The sequence below is a fragment of the Xanthomonas chitinilytica genome (assembly GCF_026107455.2).
GTDB classification, from domain to species: domain Bacteria; phylum Pseudomonadota; class Gammaproteobacteria; order Xanthomonadales; family Xanthomonadaceae; genus Stenotrophomonas; species Stenotrophomonas chitinilytica.
The window spans coordinates 43,010-62,804 of the sequence record NZ_JAPCHY010000002.1; the positions used below are offsets into that span (position 1 = coordinate 43,010).

At 70.9% G+C, this 19,795-nt stretch carries 19 protein-coding genes; 12 read left to right on the forward strand and 7 right to left on the reverse strand.

The features are described from left to right. Positions 1-410: 410 nt before the first annotated feature. Together pip and prmC are read right to left on the reverse strand one after the other, a co-directional pair. Complete coding sequence (gene pip / locus OK345_RS02335; protein WP_265126300.1) at positions 411-1,355, reverse strand: prolyl aminopeptidase; 945 nt, start codon at positions 1,353-1,355, stop codon at positions 411-413. A gap of 422 nt (positions 1,356-1,777) precedes the next feature. Continuing rightward, a complete protein-coding gene (gene prmC / locus OK345_RS02340) occupies positions 1,778-2,617 on the reverse strand; it encodes a peptide chain release factor N(5)-glutamine methyltransferase (RefSeq protein WP_265126301.1) in 840 nt (279 codons plus the stop codon). A 438-nt stretch (positions 2,618-3,055) separates the two neighbouring features. Here prmC and ahpC point away from each other — a divergent pair, with 438 nt between their 5' ends. From ahpC to OK345_RS02370, 6 genes are all read left to right on the forward strand, one after another. Then, positions 3,056-3,619, forward strand: a complete 564-nt coding sequence (gene ahpC / locus OK345_RS02345) for an alkyl hydroperoxide reductase subunit C (RefSeq protein ID WP_265126302.1) — start codon at positions 3,056-3,058, stop codon at positions 3,617-3,619. A 245-nt stretch (positions 3,620-3,864) separates the two neighbouring features. Further along, positions 3,865-5,460 (forward strand): alkyl hydroperoxide reductase subunit F, encoded by a 1,596-nt coding sequence (gene ahpF, locus OK345_RS02350; protein WP_265126303.1) that lies wholly within the window; start codon positions 3,865-3,867, stop codon positions 5,458-5,460. Positions 5,461-5,548: 88 nt separating this feature from the next. Next, entirely contained in the window at positions 5,549-6,502 is a 954-nt protein-coding gene (locus tag OK345_RS02355; protein WP_265126304.1) for a LysR substrate-binding domain-containing protein, read from the forward strand. Positions 6,503-6,694: 192 nt separating this feature from the next. Next, positions 6,695-7,120 (forward strand): nucleoside diphosphate kinase regulator, encoded by a 426-nt coding sequence (rnk, locus tag OK345_RS02360; RefSeq protein ID WP_265126305.1) that lies wholly within the window; start codon positions 6,695-6,697, stop codon positions 7,118-7,120. Between the two features lie 41 nt (positions 7,121-7,161). Further along, positions 7,162-8,127 carry a transaldolase gene (locus OK345_RS02365; RefSeq protein ID WP_265126306.1) on the forward strand — a complete coding sequence of 322 codons (966 nt, stop codon included), beginning with the start codon at positions 7,162-7,164 and terminating at the stop codon, positions 8,125-8,127. Between the two features lie 532 nt (positions 8,128-8,659). Continuing rightward, the gene (locus OK345_RS02370) at positions 8,660-9,100 is read left to right on the forward strand and encodes a hypothetical protein (RefSeq protein WP_265126307.1); all 441 of its coding nucleotides are present in this window, start codon (positions 8,660-8,662) and stop codon (positions 9,098-9,100) included. A gap of 16 nt (positions 9,101-9,116) precedes the next feature. Here the strand turns inward: OK345_RS02370 and msrA are convergent, their stop codons facing one another. The 3 genes from msrA to OK345_RS02385 form a co-directional block, all read right to left on the reverse strand. Further along, on the reverse strand, positions 9,117-9,782 hold the full coding sequence (msrA, locus tag OK345_RS02375; RefSeq protein WP_265126308.1) for a peptide-methionine (S)-S-oxide reductase MsrA: 666 nt from the start codon (positions 9,780-9,782) through the stop codon (positions 9,117-9,119). Positions 9,783-9,919: 137 nt separating this feature from the next. Then, a complete protein-coding gene (locus OK345_RS02380) occupies positions 9,920-10,186 on the reverse strand; it encodes a putative signal transducing protein (RefSeq protein WP_265126309.1) in 267 nt (88 codons plus the stop codon). Positions 10,187-10,222: 36 nt separating this feature from the next. Next, complete coding sequence (locus OK345_RS02385) at positions 10,223-10,891, reverse strand: glutathione S-transferase (RefSeq protein WP_265126310.1); 669 nt, start codon at positions 10,889-10,891, stop codon at positions 10,223-10,225. A 102-nt stretch (positions 10,892-10,993) separates the two neighbouring features. Here OK345_RS02385 and OK345_RS02390 point away from each other — a divergent pair, with 102 nt between their 5' ends. The 6 genes from OK345_RS02390 to OK345_RS02415 all read left to right on the forward strand — a co-directional run bounded on the left by OK345_RS02390 (position 10,994) and on the right by OK345_RS02415 (position 17,268). Further along, a complete protein-coding gene (locus OK345_RS02390; RefSeq protein ID WP_265126311.1) occupies positions 10,994-12,748 on the forward strand; it encodes a glutamine--tRNA ligase/YqeY domain fusion protein in 1,755 nt (584 codons plus the stop codon). A 215-nt stretch (positions 12,749-12,963) separates the two neighbouring features. Further along, the gene (locus tag OK345_RS02395) at positions 12,964-13,524 is read left to right on the forward strand and encodes a nucleoside deaminase (protein WP_265126312.1); all 561 of its coding nucleotides are present in this window, start codon (positions 12,964-12,966) and stop codon (positions 13,522-13,524) included. Positions 13,525-13,640: 116 nt separating this feature from the next. Next, a complete protein-coding gene (gene rlmM / locus OK345_RS02400) occupies positions 13,641-14,690 on the forward strand; it encodes a 23S rRNA (cytidine(2498)-2'-O)-methyltransferase RlmM (protein ID WP_265126313.1) in 1,050 nt (349 codons plus the stop codon). Between the two features lie 128 nt (positions 14,691-14,818). Beyond that, on the forward strand, positions 14,819-15,748 hold the full coding sequence (locus OK345_RS02405) for an SMP-30/gluconolactonase/LRE family protein (RefSeq protein WP_265126600.1): 930 nt from the start codon (positions 14,819-14,821) through the stop codon (positions 15,746-15,748). Between the two features lie 76 nt (positions 15,749-15,824). Next, on the forward strand, positions 15,825-16,547 hold the full coding sequence (locus OK345_RS02410; RefSeq protein ID WP_265126314.1) for a hypothetical protein: 723 nt from the start codon (positions 15,825-15,827) through the stop codon (positions 16,545-16,547). Positions 16,548-16,851: 304 nt separating this feature from the next. Continuing rightward, entirely contained in the window at positions 16,852-17,268 is a 417-nt protein-coding gene (locus OK345_RS02415; protein WP_265126315.1) for an EF-hand domain-containing protein, read from the forward strand. 101 nt (positions 17,269-17,369) lie between these two features. Here OK345_RS02415 and OK345_RS02420 read toward each other — a convergent pair whose 3' ends face one another. After that, positions 17,370-18,548, reverse strand: a complete 1,179-nt coding sequence (locus OK345_RS02420; protein WP_265126316.1) for a UbiH/UbiF family hydroxylase — start codon at positions 18,546-18,548, stop codon at positions 17,370-17,372. After that, the gene (gene ubiH / locus OK345_RS02425; protein ID WP_265126317.1) at positions 18,548-19,756 is read right to left on the reverse strand and encodes a 2-octaprenyl-6-methoxyphenyl hydroxylase; all 1,209 of its coding nucleotides are present in this window, start codon (positions 19,754-19,756) and stop codon (positions 18,548-18,550) included. The genes OK345_RS02420 and ubiH overlap by 1 nt, the downstream gene beginning before the upstream one ends. Positions 19,757-19,795 lie beyond the last annotated feature (39 nt).

Below are 19,795 nucleotides of genomic sequence, written 5' to 3' on the forward strand. Positions count from 1 at the left end.
ATGCCACGGTCCACACACCGCCATCCAGCGCATACCCTGGCCCATATTCGGCACCACGAGGCCAGGCAGCAGCGCCCCTCTGCCCACACCATGCGGCAATGCCACGGCCACCGCCGCGATGTCCGCCGCAACGGCAGCGAAGCCCCCGGCCGGCACCTGCCGCGGCGAGCGCCGGTGCGGCATGCGTTCGGCGATGCGGGTACCCAAGGTGATGTGGGCCATGGTCGGCAACAGGAAGGCCAGGCCGGCCTGCAGCGATCTCCAGTCCGCAGCCTTCCCGGAAGTACTGCGTCAGGAAGCGGCGCCGCGCGCGGCGAGCCGGGCATGGCCCGGCTCCATGAACGCCCTGCCGACCGGCAGCTCGGCGGGGCGGCGCCACCAGCGAGCAGCCCGCATCACCGGTGAGCGAATCAACCGGCGAAGCGGTCGGTGGCGCGCACCAGCGCGTCGACGTTCTCGGCCTCGAACGCGGAGTGGCCCGAGGCCGGGGTGATTTCCAGCGTCGCCTTCGGCCAGGCCTTGTGCAGGTCCCAGGCGTTGGCCAGCGGGCACACCACGTCGTAGCGGCCGTGCACGATCACGCCGGGGATGTCGGCGATGCGGTGCGCGTCGCGCAGCAGCTGGTCTTCCACCTCGAAGAAGCCGCCGTTGACGAAGTAGTGGTTCTCGATGCGCGCGAACGCCAGCGCGAACTGCGGGTCCTCGTGGCTGTTCACGAAGTCGGTGTCCACGTGCAGGAAGCTGGTGGCGCCTTCCCACACGCTCCAGGCCTTGGCCGCAGCCAGCCGGGTGGCCTCGTCGTCGCTGGTCAGGCGGCGGTGGAAGGCCGAGATCAGGTCGTGGCGCTCCACCGCCGGGATCGCGTTGACGTAGTGCTCCCAGGCGTCGGGGAACAGCCGGTTGGCGCCCTCCTGGTAGAACCACTCCAGTTCCCAGCGGCGCAGCATGAAGATGCCGCGCAGCACCAGTTCGGTCACCCGCTGCGGATGGGCCTGCGCATAGGCCAGCGCCAGGGTCGAACCCCAGCTGCCGCCGAATACCTGCCACCTGTCGATCGCCAGCTTCCCGCGCAGCTTCTCGATGTCGGCCACCAGGTCCCAGGTGGTGTTGTCCACCAGATCGGCGTGCGGAGTCGAGCGCCCGGAGCCGCGCTGGTCGAACAGGATGATCCGGTACTTGGCCGGGTCGTGGAAACGCCGCATCTTGTCGCTGCAGCCGCCGCCCGGGCCGCCGTGCAGCATCACCACCGGCTTGCCGTCGGGGTTGCCGCACTGCTCGAAATACAGGGTATGGCGGTCGTCGACCTGCAGCGAGCCGACGTCGAAGGGGGCGATTTCGGGATAGAGCGTGCGCATGCGACAGTCCTGGTGCGAAAACCGCATTGTATGCGCGAGCGATTTCGTGGAGCCGAGCTTGCTCGGCTGGGGGATTGCCGGGAAAGCAGCCGAGCAAGCTCGGCTCTACATTGCCGGCCAGCGGCCGAGGGTCACCCGGTCGCGGTCCTCTCCGGGAGAGCGCGTGTGGGGGGAGAAAACCGCATTGCACGCGCGAGCGATTTCGTAGAGCCGAGCTTGCTCGGCTGGGGGATTGCCGGGAAAGCAGCCGAGCAAGCTCGGCTCTACGTCGCCGGCCAGTGGCCGAGGGTCACCCGGTCGCGTCCCTCTCCGGGAGAGCGCGTGTGGGGGCGAAAACTGCATTGCACGCGCGAGCCATTTCGTAGAGCCGAGCTTGCTCGGCTGGGGGGATTGCCCGGGAAAGCAGCCGAGCAAGCTCGGCTCTACGTCGCCGGCCAGCGGCCGAGGGTCACCCGGTCGCGGTCCTCCAGATCGCGCTGCGTGGCGACCTCGGCAAAGCCCGCTTGCCGCAACAATGCACGGATCGCCTCGCCCTGGTCCCAGCCGTGCTCCAGCAGCAGCCAGCCGCCCGGCACCAGGTGCGCCGGCGCGCCGGCCACGATCTCGCGGATGGCATCGAGCCCGTCGCGGCCCGATGCCAGCGCGGCGGCCGGCTCGAAGCGCAGGTCGCCCTGCTGCAGGTGCGGATCGTCGGCGGCGATGTAGGGCGGGTTGCTGACGATCATGTCGAAACGGTCGCGACCCAGCGCGGCGTACCAGCTGCCGCGCCGGAACCAGACGTTGTCCACCGCATGGGCCTGCGCGTTGCGCACCGCCATCGCCAGCGTCGGCCCCAGCAGGTCGGTGGCGACCACGCTGGCCAGCGGGCGTTCGCTGGCGATGGACAGCGCGATCGCGCCGCTGCCGGTGCCCAGATCGGCCACCCGCAGCGGCGCGTCGGCGGGCAGCCGCGCCAACGCCTGCTCCACCAGCAGTTCGGTTTCCGGACGCGGGATCAGCGTATCGCCGCTCACCTGCAGGTCCAGCGTCCAGAACCCGCGCCGGCCGGTCAGGTAGGCCAGCGGCCGGCCGGCCGTGCGCGCGGACAGCAGCTCCCCGTAGCGCGCGGCCGCCTCAGCCGTCACCGGATCGGTGGCGTGCGCGAACAGCCATGCGCGCTCGCAGCCCAGCGCATGCAGCAGCAGCAGTTCGGCCTCATGGCGGGCGTCGTCCCCGGACAGGCGCTGCGCGCCCTGCTTCAGCAACTCGGCAACGGTGGTCACGGACAACGGGATTCCTTCGTGCGGCACGGGGCCGGGCAAGGTGGACGGGGGCGGAAGCTCTTCGCGGTGGGCCGGCCTGGCGGATGCGCAGGACGGTCTGGCCGGGAAGCCGGGCCAACGGTGGAAGAACGGGGCGCTCCGGCAGCCGGACAGGATAGGCGCTGGCCGCCCGCCAGCCCACCGCGGGGTAGCGGAAGCATCCATATGTGCGGCGGCGCACAAATCCATCGAATCTATCGTTCTATTCAGCTTTGTTCAGGTTGATGGCTTGGATGGCCCGCATCCGCCCTCAAATCTGGCGTCGGAATGGCCTGAACAGGCTCATCGATAGTTAAAAACTATCAATTCAATCTATTCAATCCATTTGTTTAATTAGGCAATGCCTATTAATCTGCCCGCCATCTTCTCCACCCACTCCTTCAACCCAGAGGAAATCCGATGTCCCTGATCAACACCCAGGTCCAGCCGTTCAAGACCACCGCCTTCCAGAACGGCGAGTTCATCGAGGTCACCGACGCCAGCCTGAAGGGCAAGTGGTCGGTCCTGATCTTCATGCCGGCCGCCTTCACCTTCAACTGCCCGACCGAGGTCGAGGACGCCGCCGACAACTACGCCGAGTTCCAGAAGGCCGGTGCCGAGGTCTACATCGTCACCACCGACACCCACTTCTCGCACAAGGTGTGGCACGAGACCTCCCCGGCGGTGGGCAAGGCCCAGTTCCCGCTGGTCGGCGACCCGACCCACCAGCTGACCCGCGCCTTCGGCGTGCACATCGAGGAAGAAGGCCTGGCCCTGCGCGGCACCTTCATCATCAACCCGGAAGGCGTGATCAAGACCCTCGAGATCCACGACAACGCCATCGCCCGTGACGTCTCCGAGACCCTGCGCAAGCTGAAGGCCGCCCAGTTCGTCGCCGCCAACCCGAACCAGGTGTGCCCGGCGAAGTGGAAGGAAGGCGCCCAGACCATCGCGCCGTCGCTGGACCTGGTCGGCAAGATCTAAAGCCGTACCGCATCCCCATTCCCGCTGCGGCGGGAGTGGGGGTGAACCGCAGCTGCGCCAAGCCAGCCACGAGGCGTCGCGGCGACGAACCTGTCGCCAGGCGTGCCGACTCTCCGCCATCGCGGCGAGGCCAGGCCCAGCAAGCCAACCCGGCGCGGCTGCGGTTCACCCCTATTCCGATCCGGCGACCTGCGCCCGCGCAGCGACGCCACGCTCTTGCCTTGCCCATTTTCAGGAGTTCCCCCATGTTGGACGCCGCTCTGCAAACCCAGCTCAAGGCCTATCTGGAACGGGTCACCCGCCCCATCCAGATCACCGCCTACGCCGATGACGGCGACAAGTCGCAGGAGATGCTGGGCCTGCTCAACACGCTGACCACGCTGTCGAGCCGGATCAGCCTGGAAGTCCGTCGCGACGGCGGCGAGCGCACGCCCTCGTTCGCGCTCGGCACCCCGGGCCAGGAGATCAGCCTGAGCTTCGCCGGCATCCCGATGGGCCACGAGTTCACCTCGCTGGTGCTGGCGCTGCTGCAGGTGGGCGGACACCCGTCCAAGGCCGCGGCCGAGCTGATCGAGCAGGTGCGCAACCTCGACGGCGACTACCTGTTCGAGACCTATTACTCGCTGTCCTGCCAGAACTGCCCGGACGTGGTGCAGGCGCTGAACCTGGCCGCGGTGCTGAACCCGCGGATCCGCCACGTCGCCATCGACGGCGCGCTGTTCCAGCCCGAGGTCGAAGCCCGCCAGATCATGTCGGTGCCCACCATCTACCTCAACGGCGAGGTGTTCGGTGCCGGCCGCATGGGCCTGGAGGAAATCGTCGCCAAGCTCGACACCGGCGCGGCCAGGCGCGATGCCGAGAAGATCGCCGCCAAGGCGCCGTTCGAGGTGCTGGTGGTCGGCGGCGGCCCGGCCGGCGCGGCCGCGGCGATCTACGCCGCACGCAAGGGCATCCGCACCGGCGTGGCGGCCGAACGCTTCGGCGGCCAGGTGCTGGACACCATGGCGATCGAGAACTTCATCTCGGTCAAGGAGACCGAGGGCCCGAAGCTGGCCGCGGCGCTGGAACAGCACGTGCGCGAGTACGACGTGGACATCATGAACCTGCAGCGCGCGACCCGGCTGCTGCCGGCCGGCGCCGACGGCCTGGTCGAAGTGCAGCTGGAGAATGGCGCCTCGCTGAAGTCCAGGTCGGTGGTGCTGTCCACCGGCGCGCGCTGGCGGCAGATGAACGTGCCCGGCGAGGAGCAGTACCGCAACAAGGGCGTGGCCTACTGCCCGCACTGCGACGGCCCGCTGTTCAAGGGCAAGCGGGTGGCGGTGATCGGCGGCGGCAACTCCGGGATCGAGGCGGCCATCGACCTGGCCGGCATCGTCTCGCACGTCACCGTGTTCGAGTTCGACGACAAGCTGCGCGCCGACCAGGTACTGCAGAACAAGCTGCGCAGCCTGGGCAACGTCACCGTCGTCACCAGCGCGCAGACCACCGAGGTGCTGGGCGACGGCCAGAAGGTCACCGGCCTGATCTACAAGGACCGCGTCGGCGGCGATTCGCACCGGGTCGAGCTGGAAGGCATCTTCGTGCAGATCGGCCTGCTGCCCAACACCGAGTGGCTCAAGGGCACGCTGGAGCTGTCCGCGCGCGGCGAGATCGTGATCGACGACCGCGGCCAGACCTCGCTGCCGGGCGTGTTCGCCGCCGGCGACTGCACCACCGTGCCGTACAAGCAGATCATCATCGCCATGGGCGCCGGCTCGGCCGCCGCGCTGAGCGCCTTCGACCACCTGATCCGCAGTTCGGCCCCGGCCCCGCAGCCCCAGGCGGTGGCCGAGGCTTCCTGAGCCACAGCCAGGCCGACGCCCCGGAAACGGGGCGTTTGCGCCATCATCGCCGGCACGCGGTCCCGCCCTTCCTCTACCGAGAGCTGCCATGAACCTGCGCGACCTGAAATACCTGGTGGCCCTGGCCGAGCACAAGCACTTCGGCCGGGCGGCAGCGGCCTGCTTCGTCAGCCAGCCGACGCTGTCCACCCAGATCCGCAAGCTGGAGGAGGAACTGGGCGTGCCGCTGGTCGAGCGCGCGCCGCGCAAGGTGATGCTGACCCCGGCCGGGCGCGAGGCCGCCGCGCGCGCGCGCGGCATCGTCGCCGAGGTGGAACAGCTGAAGGAGGCCGCGCGCCGCAGCCGCGACCCGGAAGCCGGCACCGTGCGCCTGGGCATCTTCCCCACCCTCGGCCCCTACCTGCTGCCGCACGTGATCCCGCGCATCCGCGAGCGCTTCCCGCAGCTGGAACTGCTGCTGGTGGAGGAAAAGAGCGACGTGCTGCTGGAGCAGCTGCGCAACGGCCGCCTGGACGCCACGCTGCTGGCGCTGCCGCTGCACGACGACCAGCTGCATGCCGAGTTCCTGTTCGAGGAGCCGTTCGTGCTGGCGGTGCCCGACCGCCACCCGCTGGCGCGACGGCAGTCGCTGGACCTGTCCGAGCTGTCCGAGCAACGGCTGCTGCTGCTGCAGGACGGCCATTGCCTGCGCGACCAGGCGCTGGACGTGTGCCATCTGGCCGGGGCGCTGGAGAAATCCGAGTTCCAGGCCACCAGCCTGGAAACCCTGCGGCAGATGGTCGCGGCCAACGTCGGCGTGACCCTGCTGCCGCTGCTGGCGGTGAAGCCGCCGGTGGCGCGCTCGCAGAACATCCACCTGGTCGGCTTCGGCGGCGACACCCGCCCCAGCCGCCGCATCGGCATGGTCTGGCGCCGCAGTTCGGCCATGAACGATTTCCTGGAGCAGCTGGCACAGCTGTTCCAGTCGCTGCCGCACGAGCTGTTCACCCTGCCGCCGCAGCCGCCGGCGGGCAGCGACGCCGCCACCACCGGCACCCACTGACGCCCCGCCGCGGGCACCACGGCTTTCCTTCGCGTTCAGTTCCCGGATGCGCACGCATTGCGCCCGGGGCACCGGCGGCGCGATGATCGGGATGGGTCGCATCCGGCCCGCATTCTCAGCACAATAGGAACGGGCGGTGCCGATGGGGCGCCGCCTTTTGCTTGTCTTTTCAACCACCGCAGGAGTTCCACCATGCCGACCAACAGCGGCCTTCCCCCTTCGATCATCGTCTCCAGCCGCGACCTGGCCCGCCTCGAGGCCATGCTCGAATCCCCCGCGCTGAGCCGGCATCCCGCCGCGATCGCGCTGAGCCAGGAACTCAACCGCGCGCAGATCCTGCCGCCGGACGAGGTTCCCGAAGGCATCGTCACCATGCATTCGCGGGTCGAATGCGAGGACGAACTGCAGAACGAGAAACACGCACTGACCCTGGTCTACCCGCACGAGGCGGATTTCGACAAGGGTCGGGTATCGGTGCTGGCACCGGTCGGAAGCGCCCTGCTGGGCCTGTCCGTCGGCCAGACCATCGACTGGACCGCACCCGGCGGCCGCAAGCTGCGCCTGCGGGTGACCGCGATCCACTACCAGCCCGAAGCCTCGGGCGATCTCCACCGCTGAGCGCGCCCCGCGCGCCAGCGTCGCCCTACAGGAAGCCTGCCATGAGCCATGTCCAGCCGTCCAAACTTGCCCAGTTGCGCGAACTCTCCGTGGTGGTGGCCGATACCGGCGACTACGAGGCCATCAAGCGCCTGAAGCCGGTCGACTGCACCACCAACCCGACCTTGGTGAAGAAGGCGCTGGACCTGCCGGTCTATGCCGCACTGATCGAGCGCGAACTGGCCTGGGGCCGCTCGCAGCCGGGCGACCGCCAGGCGGTGGTGCATGCCGTGGCCGACCGCCTGACCGTGGGCGTCGGCACGATGCTGGCCGAACTGGTGCCCGGCCGCGTCTCCACCGAGGTCGATGCCGACCTGGCCCACGACACCGCCGCCACCGTGGCCAAGGCGCGCCTGTTCATCGCCATGTACGAGCAGGCCGGGGTGCCGCGCGACAAGGTGCTGATCAAGATCGCCGCCACCTGGGCCGGCGTCGAAGCCGCGCGCACGCTGCAGGCCGAAGGCATCGACTGCAACCTGACGCTGATCTTCAACCCGACCCAGGCACTGGCCTGCGCCGAGGCCGGCGCATTCCTGATCTCGCCGTTCGTCGGCCGCATCCTCGACTGGTACGTGGCCAACGGCCAGGCGCCGGCGACCATCGACGACGACCCGGGCGTGCAGTTCGTGCGCGGCGTCTACGACACCTTCAAGCGCCGCGGCCTGGCGACCGTGGTGATGGGCGCCTCGTTCCGCTCCACCGCGCAGATCGAGGCGCTGGCCGGCTGCGACCGCCTGACCATCTCGCCGGAACTGCTGGAGAAGCTGGACGCCGACCACGGTCCGCTGCCGCGCCGGCTGTCGCCGGTCGCCGCCGAGGCATCGAGCGCCGCGCCGGTCGACGCGACCCGCTTTGCCGCCGACCTGGCGGCCGACCCGATGGCCACCGAAAAGCTGGCCGGCGGCATCGACGCCTTCGCCAAGGACCTGGACGCATTGCGCGCGCGCATCGCCGACGAGCTGGCATGAGCCTAGACCGGCTGCGGCCGGTCCTCCTGCTGCCCGTGCCCTGCGGCGCGCTGTCCGCGCCCGCCCGCTGCCCCGACCCGGCGCAGTGGGCGCGCGACTTCCGGCAGCCGCATGCCGGCCTCCACGGGAACCGCGACCGCCACGACCCGGTCCGGTTCACCCCGGCTTCGGCGCGCTGCTGCAGCGCGGATGGCCCTGCGCCGGCGGCGAACCCGGCCACCTCGACCATGACCGCTGGCCCGGCGCCCAGGACGGCGAAATGGCCGATGCGCCCGTGTTCGAGGTGGCCCCGGAAACCCCGGACGGCGCGACCGTCGCCATGACCTGCCGGTTCGCCGACGCCCCCGGCAAACCCCTGGCCGTCCAGCTGCGGTTGCAGCGGGAAGCGGCGCGATGCTGGCTGGCGCCTGGGCGACCTCGTCACCCGCGCGGCGAGTCGCTGACGCGCCTGTATTCCCGGCCCGCCGACCAGCCCGGCTCTGCCGCCCCCCGGTCGGCATAGACTGCGGGCTTCCGCCGCCGAAGGTCCACCGTGTTCCCCTCGAAACTGCTCCTGATCGCCGCCTGCCTGCTGGCGACCGTCTGCACGCCGCTCCAGGCGACGCAACCGCCACCGCCCCTGGCCGACGCCGAGGTCATCTCCATCGCCAGCGCGCACTGGCCGAACGGCGAATCGGGCCGGGCGCGGGTGGTCGTGCTGGCCCGCGGCTACGAGCACGTTTCCAGCGAGGTGGTGGCGCAGTGGCTGGAGCCGGGCGAGGAAGCGGCCGACGGCTGGCGCGTCGCCGCGGCCCGGGAACTGGTCGCGCCCGGCTTCAATACCCTCGCATCGCTGCAACTCGTTCCCACCGGCAACGCGGTGCGGGTCGAGCTGGCCGGCCATCACACCTACCAGCCCGAGGTCGCGATCGCCTGCGTGTTCGAACTGTCCGCCAACGGCGAGGTGCGTGTCCTCGATCCCTGCGGCGAATGACTGCCGCCGCGGCCGTTCAGCCGTCGAGCGCGCAGCTCACGCCGGTGCCGCCGATGCCGCAGTAGCCGTTGGGATTCTTGGCCAGGTACTGCTGGTGATGATCCTCGGCGTAGTAGAACGGTGGCGCCGGGAATGCGATCTCGGTGGTGATTTCGCCATGGCCGGCGTCGCGCAGCCGCTGCTGGTAGGCGTCGCGGCTGGCCAGCGCGGCGTCGTACTGGGCCTGGCTGTGGCAGTAGAGCGCCGAGCGGTACTGGGTGCCGGCGTCGTTGCCCTGGCGCATGCCCTGGGTCGGGTCGTGGCTCTCCCAGAACGTGCGCAGCACCTGCTCGCGCGACACCCGCGCCGGGTCGAACACCACCCGCACCACCTCGGCATGTCCGGTCAGCCCGGAACAGACTTCCTCGTAGGTCGGGTTGGGCGTCAACCCGCCCTGGTAGCCGACGGCGGTGACGACCACGCCCGGCAACTGCCAGAACCTGCGCTCGGCGCCCCAGAAGCAGCCCATGCCCACGTCCAGCACTTCCAGCCCGGCGAAATCGCCGCGCAGCGGCTGGCCGTTGACGTGGTGGACGTTGTGCAGCGGCAGTGGCGTGTCCCGCCCCGGCAGCGCGTCTTCCGGCCGCGGCAGGCGCTGCTTGAACGCGCCGATGCCCAGCAGCCCCGATCCGATTCCCAACATGATCCATCTCCTCAGAACCTGCCCGTGATCCGCCGCGCGCGATGGCAGGCGGCCCGTGGCGGAGCGCATGAAGCGCAATGTCTGCACCGGCAAGCGAGCGTCCGCGCAGCGCGCGCTCCCACCCCGTCCGGCCATGCTCAGGCCGGCACCATCCCCGGCATGCCCTCGTCGCCGGAGATGGGGTCGGCGCCCGGCGGCGCCAAGTCCAGCGCGGCGACGATGGCGTCGGCCTCGGCCCGTGCCGCATCCGGCACGCATACCCGCAGCACCCCGAACAGCGGCAGCTCGCCCATCCCGCCCAGCAGCGACTCGCCGAACACGAAGGCGGGGATGCCGGCGCCTTCCAGCGCGTGCTTCACCAGGTGGGCGTCGAACAGGTTGTCGGCCTGGTAGACCAGATGCATGGCGTTCTCCATGGAGGGGCGGTAGGTGCCGTCGCTTCAGGCCGGGCGGCTCAGGGCGTCGGTGGCGGCCACGCGCTCGCTTTCCTGCGCGGCGGCCTGCCGCCACTCGCGCAGCGCCGGCAACGCGGACAGGGCCTGCATGTAGGCGGCCGGCACCTCGTCCACCGACACGCCGTAGCCTTCGAAACGGATCGCCACCGGCGCGAACATCGCATCGACGATGCCGAACCCGCCGAACAGGAAGTCGCCGCCGGCGCCATGCTCGCGGCGCAGCTCGCGCCACAGCGCCAGCACCCGGTCGATGTCGCGCTGCGCCGCGGCGTCCCAGCGGTAGCCGTCCGGCTGGCGCCGGCTGCTCATCGGCAGCTGGGTCCGCAGCGCGACGAAGCCGGAATGCATCTCCGCCGCCGCCGCGCGCGCCAGCGCCCGCTGCCGCAGGTCCGCCGGCCAGCCGCGTCCCTCCAGCCAGCGCTCGTTGGCGTACTCGCAGATCGCCAGCGAATCCCACAGCGTCAGGTCGCCGTCGCGCAAGGCCGGCACCTTGCCGGTAGGCGAATGGCGCTGCACCTCGGCGGCGAAACCCGGCGTGTCCAGCGCCAGCCGGACCTCGTCGAAGGCCACGCCGAAATGCCGCAGCAGCAACCATGGCCGCAGCGACCAGGAGGAATAGTTCTTGTTGCCGATCACCAGGACGGGGCGACTCATGGGCGGACGACCGATGCGCGGGCCTTCCAGCATAGGCGCATCGACGGCAGCGCGCAGCCGCCTCGGCTAAACTTGCGGTTTGCCCGACCACCCGCCTTGACCATGTCCGAGAACACCTCCCCCGCCGCCGACGCCCCAACGGAGAACGTACCTGCCGAGAAGCGGGACTTCGTCCGCCAGATCGTCCGCGAGGACCTGGCCAGCGGCAAGCACCAGGCGATCAAGACCCGCTTCCCGCCCGAGCCCAACGGCTACCTGCACATCGGCCACGCCAAGTCGATCTGCCTGAACTTCGGCATCGCCGGCGAGTTCGGCGGCGTCTGCAACCTGCGCTTCGACGACACCAACCCGGCCAGGGAAGACCCCGAATACGTGGCCGCGATCCAGGACGACGTGCGCTGGCTGGGCTTCGAGTGGAACGAGCTGCGCCACGCCTCGGACTACTTCGAGGCCTATTACCTGGGCGCCGAGAAGCTGATCCGCGAGGGCAAGGCGTACGTCTGCGACCTGTCGGCCGAGGAGGTGCGCGCCTACCGCGGCACCCTGACCGAACCGGGCCGCCCCTCGCCGTGGCGCGAGCGCAGCGTCGAGGAGAACCTGGACCTGTTCCGGCGCATGCGCGCCGGCGAGTTCCCCGACGGCGCCCGCACCCTGCGCGCCAAGATCGACATGGCCAGCGGCAACATCAACCTGCGCGACCCGGCGATCTACCGCATCAAGCACGTCGAGCACCAGAACACCGGCAACGCCTGGCCGATCTACCCGATGTACGACTACGCGCACGCGCTGGGCGACGCGCTGGAAGGCATCACCCACTCGCTGTGCACGCTGGAGTTCGAGGACCACCGCCCGCTGTACGACTGGTGCGTGGACAACGTCGACTTCGCCCACGACGACGCGCTGACCCAGCCGCTGGTCGACAAGGGCCTGCCGCGCGAGGCCGCCAAGCCGCGCCAGATCGAGTTCTCGCGGCTGAACATCAACTACACGGTGATGAGCAAGCGCAAGCTGATGGCGCTGGTCACCGAGGGGCTGGTGGACGGCTGGGACGACCCGCGCATGCCGACCCTGCAGGGCCTGCGCCGGCGCGGCTACACCCCGGCGGCGATGCGCCTGTTCGCCGAGCGCGTGGGCATTTCCAAGCAGAACTCGCTGATCGACTTCTCGGTGCTGGAAGGCGCGCTGCGCGAGGACCTGGACAGCGCCGCGCCGCGGCGCATGGCGGTGGTCGATCCGCTGAAGTGGGTGCTGACCAACCTGCCGGAAGGGCATGAGGAAACGCTGACCTTCAGCAACCATCCCAAGGACGAATCCTTCGGCGAGCGCCAGGTGCCGTTCTCGCGCGAGCTGTGGATCGAACGCGAGGATTTCGCCGAAGTGCCGCCCAAGGGCTGGAAGCGGCTGGTGCCGGGCGGCGAAGTGCGCCTGCGTGGCGCCGGCATCGCCCGCGTCGATGAAGTGGTGAAGAACGACGCCGGGCAGATCGTCGAGCTGCGCGGCTGGCTGGACCCGGAATCGCGCCCGGGCATGGAAGGCGCCAACCGCAAGGTCAAGGGCACCATCCACTGGGTCAGCGCCGCGCACGCGGTGCCGGCCGAGATCCGCCTGTACGACCGCCTGTTCTCGGTGGAGAACCCGGACGACGAGTCCGAGGGCAAAACCTACCGCGACTACCTGAATCCCGAGTCGCGGCGCACCGTCGCCGGCTACGTCGAGCCGGCTGCGGCAACGGCCGCGCCGGAGCAGTCGTTCCAGTTCGAGCGCACCGGCTACTTCGTCGCCGACCGCCGCGACCACACCCCGGAAAAGCCGGTGTTCAACCGCAGCGTGACCCTGCGCGACACCTGGGCGAAGTAAGCGGCCCGGCCGTGGGAAATGGGCGCCGACACCCGTTTCTCACTGCCGCCCACGTCCAATCCCCATGGAAGCGGGCCCGCCCGCGACGGGCCTTGCCGGAGACACCCTCGCAATGGATGGTCCGGGACCGCCCGCAGTCGCTCGCGCATGATGAAACGGCGCGGGCCGCCCCCTCGGCGGCGGGCACGCCATCCCACCCGAACCAAGGAACCGACATGCTGCAAGCCCAAGTCCACCTGACCCTGCCGGTCTGGATCCACGACGCCGTGGACCCGGGGACCGCCTATGCCGGCGACGAGGCCAAGGTGGCGCTGGCGATCGAGCTGTCGCGGCTGAACGTGGAGGCCGCCACCGGCGGGCCGTTCGGCGCGGTGGTGTTCGGCCCGGACGATCGTGTCATCGCCGCCGCCGTCAACCGCGTCGTGCCGCACACCACCTCGCTGGCGCATGCCGAGAACATGGCCTACATGCTGGCCCAGCAGCGGCTGCAGACCCCGCGCCTGAACGACGTGCTGTCGCCGGTGACGCTGGCCACCTCGTCGCAGCCGTGCTGCCAGTGCTATGGCGCCACCATCTGGGCCGGCATCGACCGGCTGCTGATCGGCGCCCGCGCCGAGGACGTGATGGAGCTGACCGAGTTCGACGAGGGCCCGCTGCCGGCCGATTGGGTCGGCGAGCTGGAGAAGCGCGGCATCGAAGTGGTGCGCGACCTGCACCGCGACGCCGCCCGCGCGGTGCTGCGCCACTATGGCCAGAACGACGGCGCACGTTATTGATGTCCGTCGCTTGATGCCCCTTGTAGGAGCGACGTGAGTCGCGACCGGGCCTTCCCGGTAAAGCCCGGTCGCGACTCACGTCGCTCCTACACCCCTCCGATCTCCAAGGAACCACGATGACCGGCCTGCTGTGCTACTGCCGCCAGGGCTTCGAACCGGAACTGGCCGGCGAACTGGGCGAACGCGCCGCGCAGGCCGGCATCGCCGGCTATGCGCGCACGCAGCGCAACGACGGCTACGTGCTGTTCGCCACCGACCAGGCCGAGGCGCTGGACCGGCGCCTGCCGTGGCGCGGGCTGATCTTCGCCCGGCAGAAGCTGCGGCTGCTGGCCGAACTGCCGCAGCTGGACCCGAGCGACCGCATCACCCCGATCCTGGCCGCGCTGCACGGCCAGCCGCGCTTCGGCGACCTGTGGGTGGAACATCCCGATTCCGATGCCGGCAAGCCGCTGGCCGGGCTGGCGCGCAGCTTCGGCAACGCGCTGCGGCCGGCGCTGCGCAAGGCCGGGCTGCTGACCGACAAGCCCAGCGGCAAGCTGCCGCGGCTGCACATCGTGTTCGTCGATGGCACCCATGCCTTCGTCGCCGTGGCCGACAGCCGCGACAGCGCGCCGTGGCCGCTGGGCATCCCGCGGCTGAAGCTGCTGCCCGAAGCCCCCTCGCGCTCGGCGCTGAAGCTGGACGAGGCGCTGCTGACCCTGCTCACCGCGGAGGAGCGCGAAACGCTGATGCGCCCGGGCATGCGCGCGGCCGACCTGGGCGCCGCGCCCGGCGGCTGGACCTGGGTATTGACCCGCCAGCACCTGCAGGTGGTCAGCGTCGACAACGGCCCACTGCGCCAGCACGTGCTCGATACCGGGCTGGTCGAGCACCTGCGCGCCGACGGCTTCCACTGGAAGCCGGAAACCGCGCTGGACTGGATGGTCTGCGACATGGTCGAGCAGCCGCGCCGCGTGGCCGAGCGCATGGCCACCTGGGTGCGCGAGGGCTGGTGCCGGCACACCATCTTCAACCTCAAGCTGCCGATGAAGAAGCGCTGGGACGAGACCCGGCTGTGCCTGGAACTGTTCGCCGAACAGGCCGGCAAGCCGCTGACGATCCGCGCCAAGCAGCTGTACCACGACCGCGAGGAAATCACCGTGCTGGCCACCCCACGGCTGCCGTAACCGGTACCACCGCCGGAATCGTGACCGCTGCCCGGGTGGGCGACGACGCCGGCCCGCCCGCTCCCGCCGCAACCGCGTTAAGGTTTGCCCTCGCCGTGCCCCCTCGAGCCGACGTGGAGATCCTGCTGATGCGTATTGCCCCGGCGTTTGCCCTCGCCCTGCTGGCCACCGCCGGCCTGGCCGCCTGCCATTCCACGTCCAGGCCGGGCGAAACCGGGGAAACGCTCTACCAGGCCCGCGACTACGTGGCCGACGGCACCTTCACCGCCGGCATCGAAGGCCCGGCCGTGGGCAACGACGGCCACCTGTACGTGGTCAACTTCGGCCGCGACGGCACCATCGGCCGGGTCGTCGAACAGGCCGACGGCCGCGGCCGCGCCGAACTGTTCGTCGCCCTGCCCGAGGGCAGCATCGGCAACGGCATCCGTTTCGACGGCGACGGCTTCATGTACGTGGCCGACTACACCGGCCACGCCATCCTGCGCATCGACCCGCACGACCGTTCCATCGGCGTGTTCTCCGCACTGCCCCCGCCGGTGCACCAGCCCAACGACATCGCCTTCGCCCCCAACGGCATGTTCTACGCCAGCGACCCGGACTGGAGCACGGACAGCGGCCAGCTGTGGCGGATCCTTCCCTACGGCCGCGCGCAACTGCTGGAAACCGGCATGGGCACCACCAACGGCATCGAGGTCGGCCCCGACGGCAGGACGCTCTACGTCAACGAGAGCGTGCAGCGCCGGGTATGGGCCTACGACCTGGACGGAAGCGGCGACATTTCCGGCAAGCGGCTGCTGATCGAGTTTCCCGACCACGGCCTGGACGGCATGCGCGCCGACATGCACGGCAACCTGTACATCGCCCGCTACGGCGCCGGCAGCGTGGCCGTGGTTTCGCCGCAGGGCGAACTGCTGCGCGAAGTGCCGCTGAAAGGCCGCAAGCCCACCAACGTCGCCTTCGGCGGCAGCGACGGACGCACGGTCTACGTCACCCTGCAGGACCGCGGCGCCATCGAGGTCTTCCGCGCACCGCTGCCCGGCCGGCAGACCGGCCTCTAGCGCAATCCCGGGCGCGGACATCGCAGCCGGTGCGACGCGGAGCCGGCAAGCTGGGCACCAGCGAGGGAGCAGCACGATGCAGACGATCCAACTGAACGACCCGGCCGGCTTCGCCGACGAATTCCTGCGCCTGACCCTGCTGCAGGGTTTCCAGTCGCTGACCAAGCGCGACCTGGAACTGCTGATCTTCGTGCTGCTCGAGCGCGACGGCGCCATCGACCGCAGCGAGTCCAACGCCGCGGTGGCGCTGCGGCTGCGCGTCACCCCGGCCAAGGTCAAGGGCCTGCGCCGCGACGGCTATGCGCGCTGGCGCTCGCTGGTGCCGGAAGAGGGCGAGGCGGCCTTGCAGCGGATCGTCGCCGCCGTGCTGACCGAGGCCAACCTGCGCTCGGGGGCCAAGCACGTGAGCGAACGCAGCCGCAAGGAAGGCTTCCTGGCCATCCGCATCGAGCATCCCGACGATGCCCAGCGGTTCGAGCAGGCCATCCTCGATGTCGGCGCGCTGCCGGTGTACGAGCGCAACCGCGAGGTGGTGGCGGTGCGCTTCGACACCCTGCTGAAGATCGCCGAGCGCTGGGGCTACCTGCAGCCCGACCCGCAGAAGATCGCCCGCGAGCTGGAGAAGCTCGCGCCCACCGCCGAGGAAGTGGCCGACCTGCTGAAGAAGGACCTCGCCCAGCTGCGCTGGGAAGACGCGCGCCGCGCGCTCAACAGCCTCGGCGCCAAGGCCATCGCCGGCACTGCCGAGGGCGGCCTGAAGGGCCTGCTGAAACTGGCGTTCCCGTTCCTGCCCGGCTGAGCATCCGATGCGGATGCGATGCCCGGCATCGCTCCCTGGGCGTGCCGGCCGACGCCGGCAGGCCGCTCGCGCGGCAGCCCCGCCCGGTCGCTCCTTCGCGCACAGGCCCACGCGCGCGCAAACCGGCAGCGGACGGGCTCCCGCGAGCGTGTCGATTCAGCTGCCCGCAGCTACCCTGTCCACCGCACACGACCCGCCCGTCGGCCAGGGCCCGGAGCACGGCCTGCCGGCAGACCATCGCCGGAGCGCCGCCACCGCCGGTATCCGGATCGCGGCCGATGTTTCCATCAAACGGTGAAGACCCATGACGCGTTGCCTTGCCTTCCGCAGCACCCCTCTCGCCCTGGCCCTGCTTGCCGGCCTGTCCGCGACGGCATCGGCGCAGACCGCCCAGCGCCCGCCGGCCGCCACCAGCGAGCCGCTGCGGGAGGTGCCGGTGCAGGTGCGCTCGCAGCCGCTGGCCACCGGTGCGGTGACCCATCAGGCGCAGGTGCGGGTGCCTGCCGGCGAAGCGCCGGTGACCGTGCGCTCGATCCAGCCGGACAACGTGATCGGCAACTACCGCATCGACTTCGCCGCGCTCGACGTCGATGGCGACGGCTTCATCAGCCGCGAGGAAGCGCAGGCCAACCCGGCGCTGGCCGACGAGTTCAATTCGCTCGACACCGCCCGCCGCGGCAAGCTGGCACGCGAACAGCTGGCCGGCTGGCTGCTGCCCTGACCGCCCCGCTCCCGCTCTTGTAGGAGCGACGTGAGTCGCGACGGGGCTTTCCCGGTAAACCCCCGTCGCGACTCACGTCGCTCCCACAAAGGCACAGCGCATCACAACCCCGAGGCGCGCTTCCAGAACAGCGACAGCAGCGGCGGCATCTTCCCGGCCGTGCCGAGCAGCGCCCCGCGCAGCAGGGTCAGGTGCATCTCGTCGTTGGAGAACACCTTGTTGATCGCATCGAAGCCATAGGCGGCCACGGTGTTCTCGCTGCGGCGCTCGCGCGCCCAGCGGCGCAACCGGTGCGGTGCGGCCCAGTCGTACCGGCGCTGCCCGGCATCGCGGACCAGCCTGCGCAGCGCGGCGACGTCGCGCAGGCCCAGGTTGACGCCCTGCCCGGCCAGCGGATGCACCACGTGGGCGGCATCGCCCAGCGCCAGCACGCGGCCGGCGACGTAGCCGTCGGCCAGTTGCCGCCGCAGCGGGAACGCCGCCCGCGGCGAGACCGGCCGCATCGCGCCCAGGCGGCCGGCGAAGGCGTTGCCCAGTTCGCGGCCGAAGGCTTCGTCGTCCAGCGCCAGCACCCGCCCCGCCTCTTCGTCCGGCAGGGTCCAGACGATCGAACTGCGCCGGCGCCCGACCGGCAGCACCGCCAGCGGCCCGCCGGGGAGGAAACGCTGCCAGGCGGTGTCCTGGTTCGGCGCGTCGCTGTCGACGTAGCCGACCACGCCGCGCTGGCCGTAGTCGTGCCGCGCCACCGCCAGTCCGGCCAGCGTGCGCAGGGTCGATTCGGCGCCATCGGCGGCCACGGCCACGGCCGCTTCCAGCCGGCGGCCGTCGTCCAGGCGCAGGCGCACCCCGCGGTCGTCCTGCTCCAGCGCCTCCACCCGCGCCGGGCAATGCAGCTGCACGCCGGCCGCCGGCAGCGCCGCCCACAGCCGGTCCACCAGCAGGTTGTTCTCGACGATCCAGCCCAGCTGCTGCCGGCCCAGGGCGTCGGCATCGAATGCCAGTTCGCCGCCGCCGGCCGCATCCCACACCCGCATGCGCCGGTAGGCGTGGGCGCGGCCGTCGCGCACCGCGGCCCAGACCCCCAGCGATTCCAGCAACGCGGCATTGTCCGGGGCGAAGGCATAGACCCGTAGGTCGGGCTGCTGCGGCGACCATGGCGCCGGCGCGCGGCCTTCGACCAGCGCCACCGCCAGCCCGGCATCGGCCAGCGCCAGCGCGCAGGCGGTGCCGACCACGCCACCGCCGACCACCACCACATCCAGGCGTCCGCGCCGGCTCATCAGTTCCCGCTCCGGCACAGTTCCGGCACCTCGCCGCGGAAGCCCATCGCCCCGCCCACCAGCAACGATTGCAGCGGCGTAGCCTGGGCGGCGGCGACCAGGCCCAGGCTGCGCAACGGCCGCAGCAGCGGCGACGGGTTGCCGGTCAGGTTCGCCAGCCCGCTGGAGAAGGCGATGGTCTGCCGGCGATCCTCCGTCCGCCGCGCGGCATGGGCCTGCAGCAGCGCATCCGCCCCCGGGTCGGCGCCGTCGTCCGCGACCAGCTCGGCCAGCGTCAACGCATCGCGCAGCCCGAGGTTGAAGCCCTGCGCACCCAGCGGGTGGATGGTCTGCGCGGCATTGCCGAGCAGCACCGCACGTTCGCCCACCAGCGCCTGCGCCAGCACCTGGACGATGGGATAGGCGCTGCGCGGCCCGCTTTCCAGCAACCGCCCGGCGCGCCAGCCGATGGCCTGCTGCAGCCGCCGCAGCCAGGCCGCCTCGTCCAGCGCGGCCACCGCGTCGGCCTGGTCGCGGGCCACGCCGTGGACCACGCCGTAATGGCGGTCGCCGCGCGGCAGCAATGCGGTCGGGCCGGTGTCGGTGAAGCGCTCGTAGGCGGTGCCGTCCGGCGCCCTGGCCGGCCGCACCCGCGCCACGAACAGGGTCTGCCGGTAATCGTGCCGCTGCACGTCGATGCCCAGCGCCTGCCGCACCGCGCTGGCGGTGCCGTCGGCGCCGACCACCAGCCGCGCCTGCAGGGTGCGCTCGCCGTCGGCATCGGCGATCACCACCGCCCGCCGCCCCTGCGCGCATTCGCCCAGGCGCAGGAACCGGGCCGGGCGGTAGCGGGTCAGGCGCTCCAGCGCCGTCAGGCCGGCTTCCAGCGCTTCGCCGAAATCGCGCGCCACCACCACCTGGCCGAAAGCGTCGCGGTCGTAGTCCGATGCCTCCAGCCGGACCCGGCCGAAATCGCCGGCGCGGCTGACGTGGATGCGGCGGATCGGCCCGGTCGGCGCGCGCAGCCGCGCCATCACTCCCAGCGCCTGCAATGCATTGACGGTGGCGGCGGCAAAGCTGAGGTTGCGCTGGTCGAACACCGCCGGCAACGCCCCGTCCGGCGTCGCCTCCACCAGCCCCACGTCCAGTCCGATCCGGTCCAGCGCGATCGCCAGGCTCGCCCCCACCAGGCCACCGCCGACGATCACCACATCATGTCGTTCGCTCATGCCGCCCATGATAAGCGGTCGGCCCGCGGCGGCAGCCGG

Bases quoted from the DNA above. Each gene is read 5' to 3' on its own strand.
- rlmM (WP_265126313.1), top strand. From the start codon at position 13,641: ATGACCGGCCTGCTGTGCTACTGCCGCCAGGGCTTCGAACCGGAACTG.
- OK345_RS02410 (WP_265126314.1), top strand. From the start codon at position 15,825: ATGCAGACGATCCAACTGAACGACCCGGCCGGCTTCGCCGACGAATTC.
- ahpF (WP_265126303.1), top strand. From the start codon at position 3,865: ATGTTGGACGCCGCTCTGCAAACCCAGCTCAAGGCCTATCTGGAACGG.
- OK345_RS02420 (WP_265126316.1), bottom strand. From the start codon at position 18,548: ATGAGCCGGCGCGGACGCCTGGATGTGGTGGTGGTCGGCGGTGGCGTG.
- OK345_RS02385 (WP_265126310.1), bottom strand. From the start codon at position 10,891: ATGAGTCGCCCCGTCCTGGTGATCGGCAACAAGAACTATTCCTCCTGG.
- msrA (WP_265126308.1), bottom strand. From the start codon at position 9,782: ATGTTGGGAATCGGATCGGGGCTGCTGGGCATCGGCGCGTTCAAGCAG.
- ahpC (WP_265126302.1), top strand. From the start codon at position 3,056: ATGTCCCTGATCAACACCCAGGTCCAGCCGTTCAAGACCACCGCCTTC.
- OK345_RS02415 (WP_265126315.1), top strand. From the start codon at position 16,852: ATGACGCGTTGCCTTGCCTTCCGCAGCACCCCTCTCGCCCTGGCCCTG.
- OK345_RS02365 (WP_265126306.1), top strand. From the start codon at position 7,162: ATGAGCCATGTCCAGCCGTCCAAACTTGCCCAGTTGCGCGAACTCTCC.
- OK345_RS02395 (WP_265126312.1), top strand. From the start codon at position 12,964: ATGCTGCAAGCCCAAGTCCACCTGACCCTGCCGGTCTGGATCCACGAC.
- ubiH (WP_265126317.1), bottom strand. From the start codon at position 19,756: ATGAGCGAACGACATGATGTGGTGATCGTCGGCGGTGGCCTGGTGGGG.
- OK345_RS02405 (WP_265126600.1), top strand. From the start codon at position 14,819: ATGCGTATTGCCCCGGCGTTTGCCCTCGCCCTGCTGGCCACCGCCGGC.
- OK345_RS02390 (WP_265126311.1), top strand. From the start codon at position 10,994: ATGTCCGAGAACACCTCCCCCGCCGCCGACGCCCCAACGGAGAACGTA.
- rnk (WP_265126305.1), top strand. From the start codon at position 6,695: ATGCCGACCAACAGCGGCCTTCCCCCTTCGATCATCGTCTCCAGCCGC.
- OK345_RS02380 (WP_265126309.1), bottom strand. From the start codon at position 10,186: ATGCATCTGGTCTACCAGGCCGACAACCTGTTCGACGCCCACCTGGTG.
- pip (WP_265126300.1), bottom strand. From the start codon at position 1,355: ATGCGCACGCTCTATCCCGAAATCGCCCCCTTCGACGTCGGCTCGCTG.
- OK345_RS02355 (WP_265126304.1), top strand. From the start codon at position 5,549: ATGAACCTGCGCGACCTGAAATACCTGGTGGCCCTGGCCGAGCACAAG.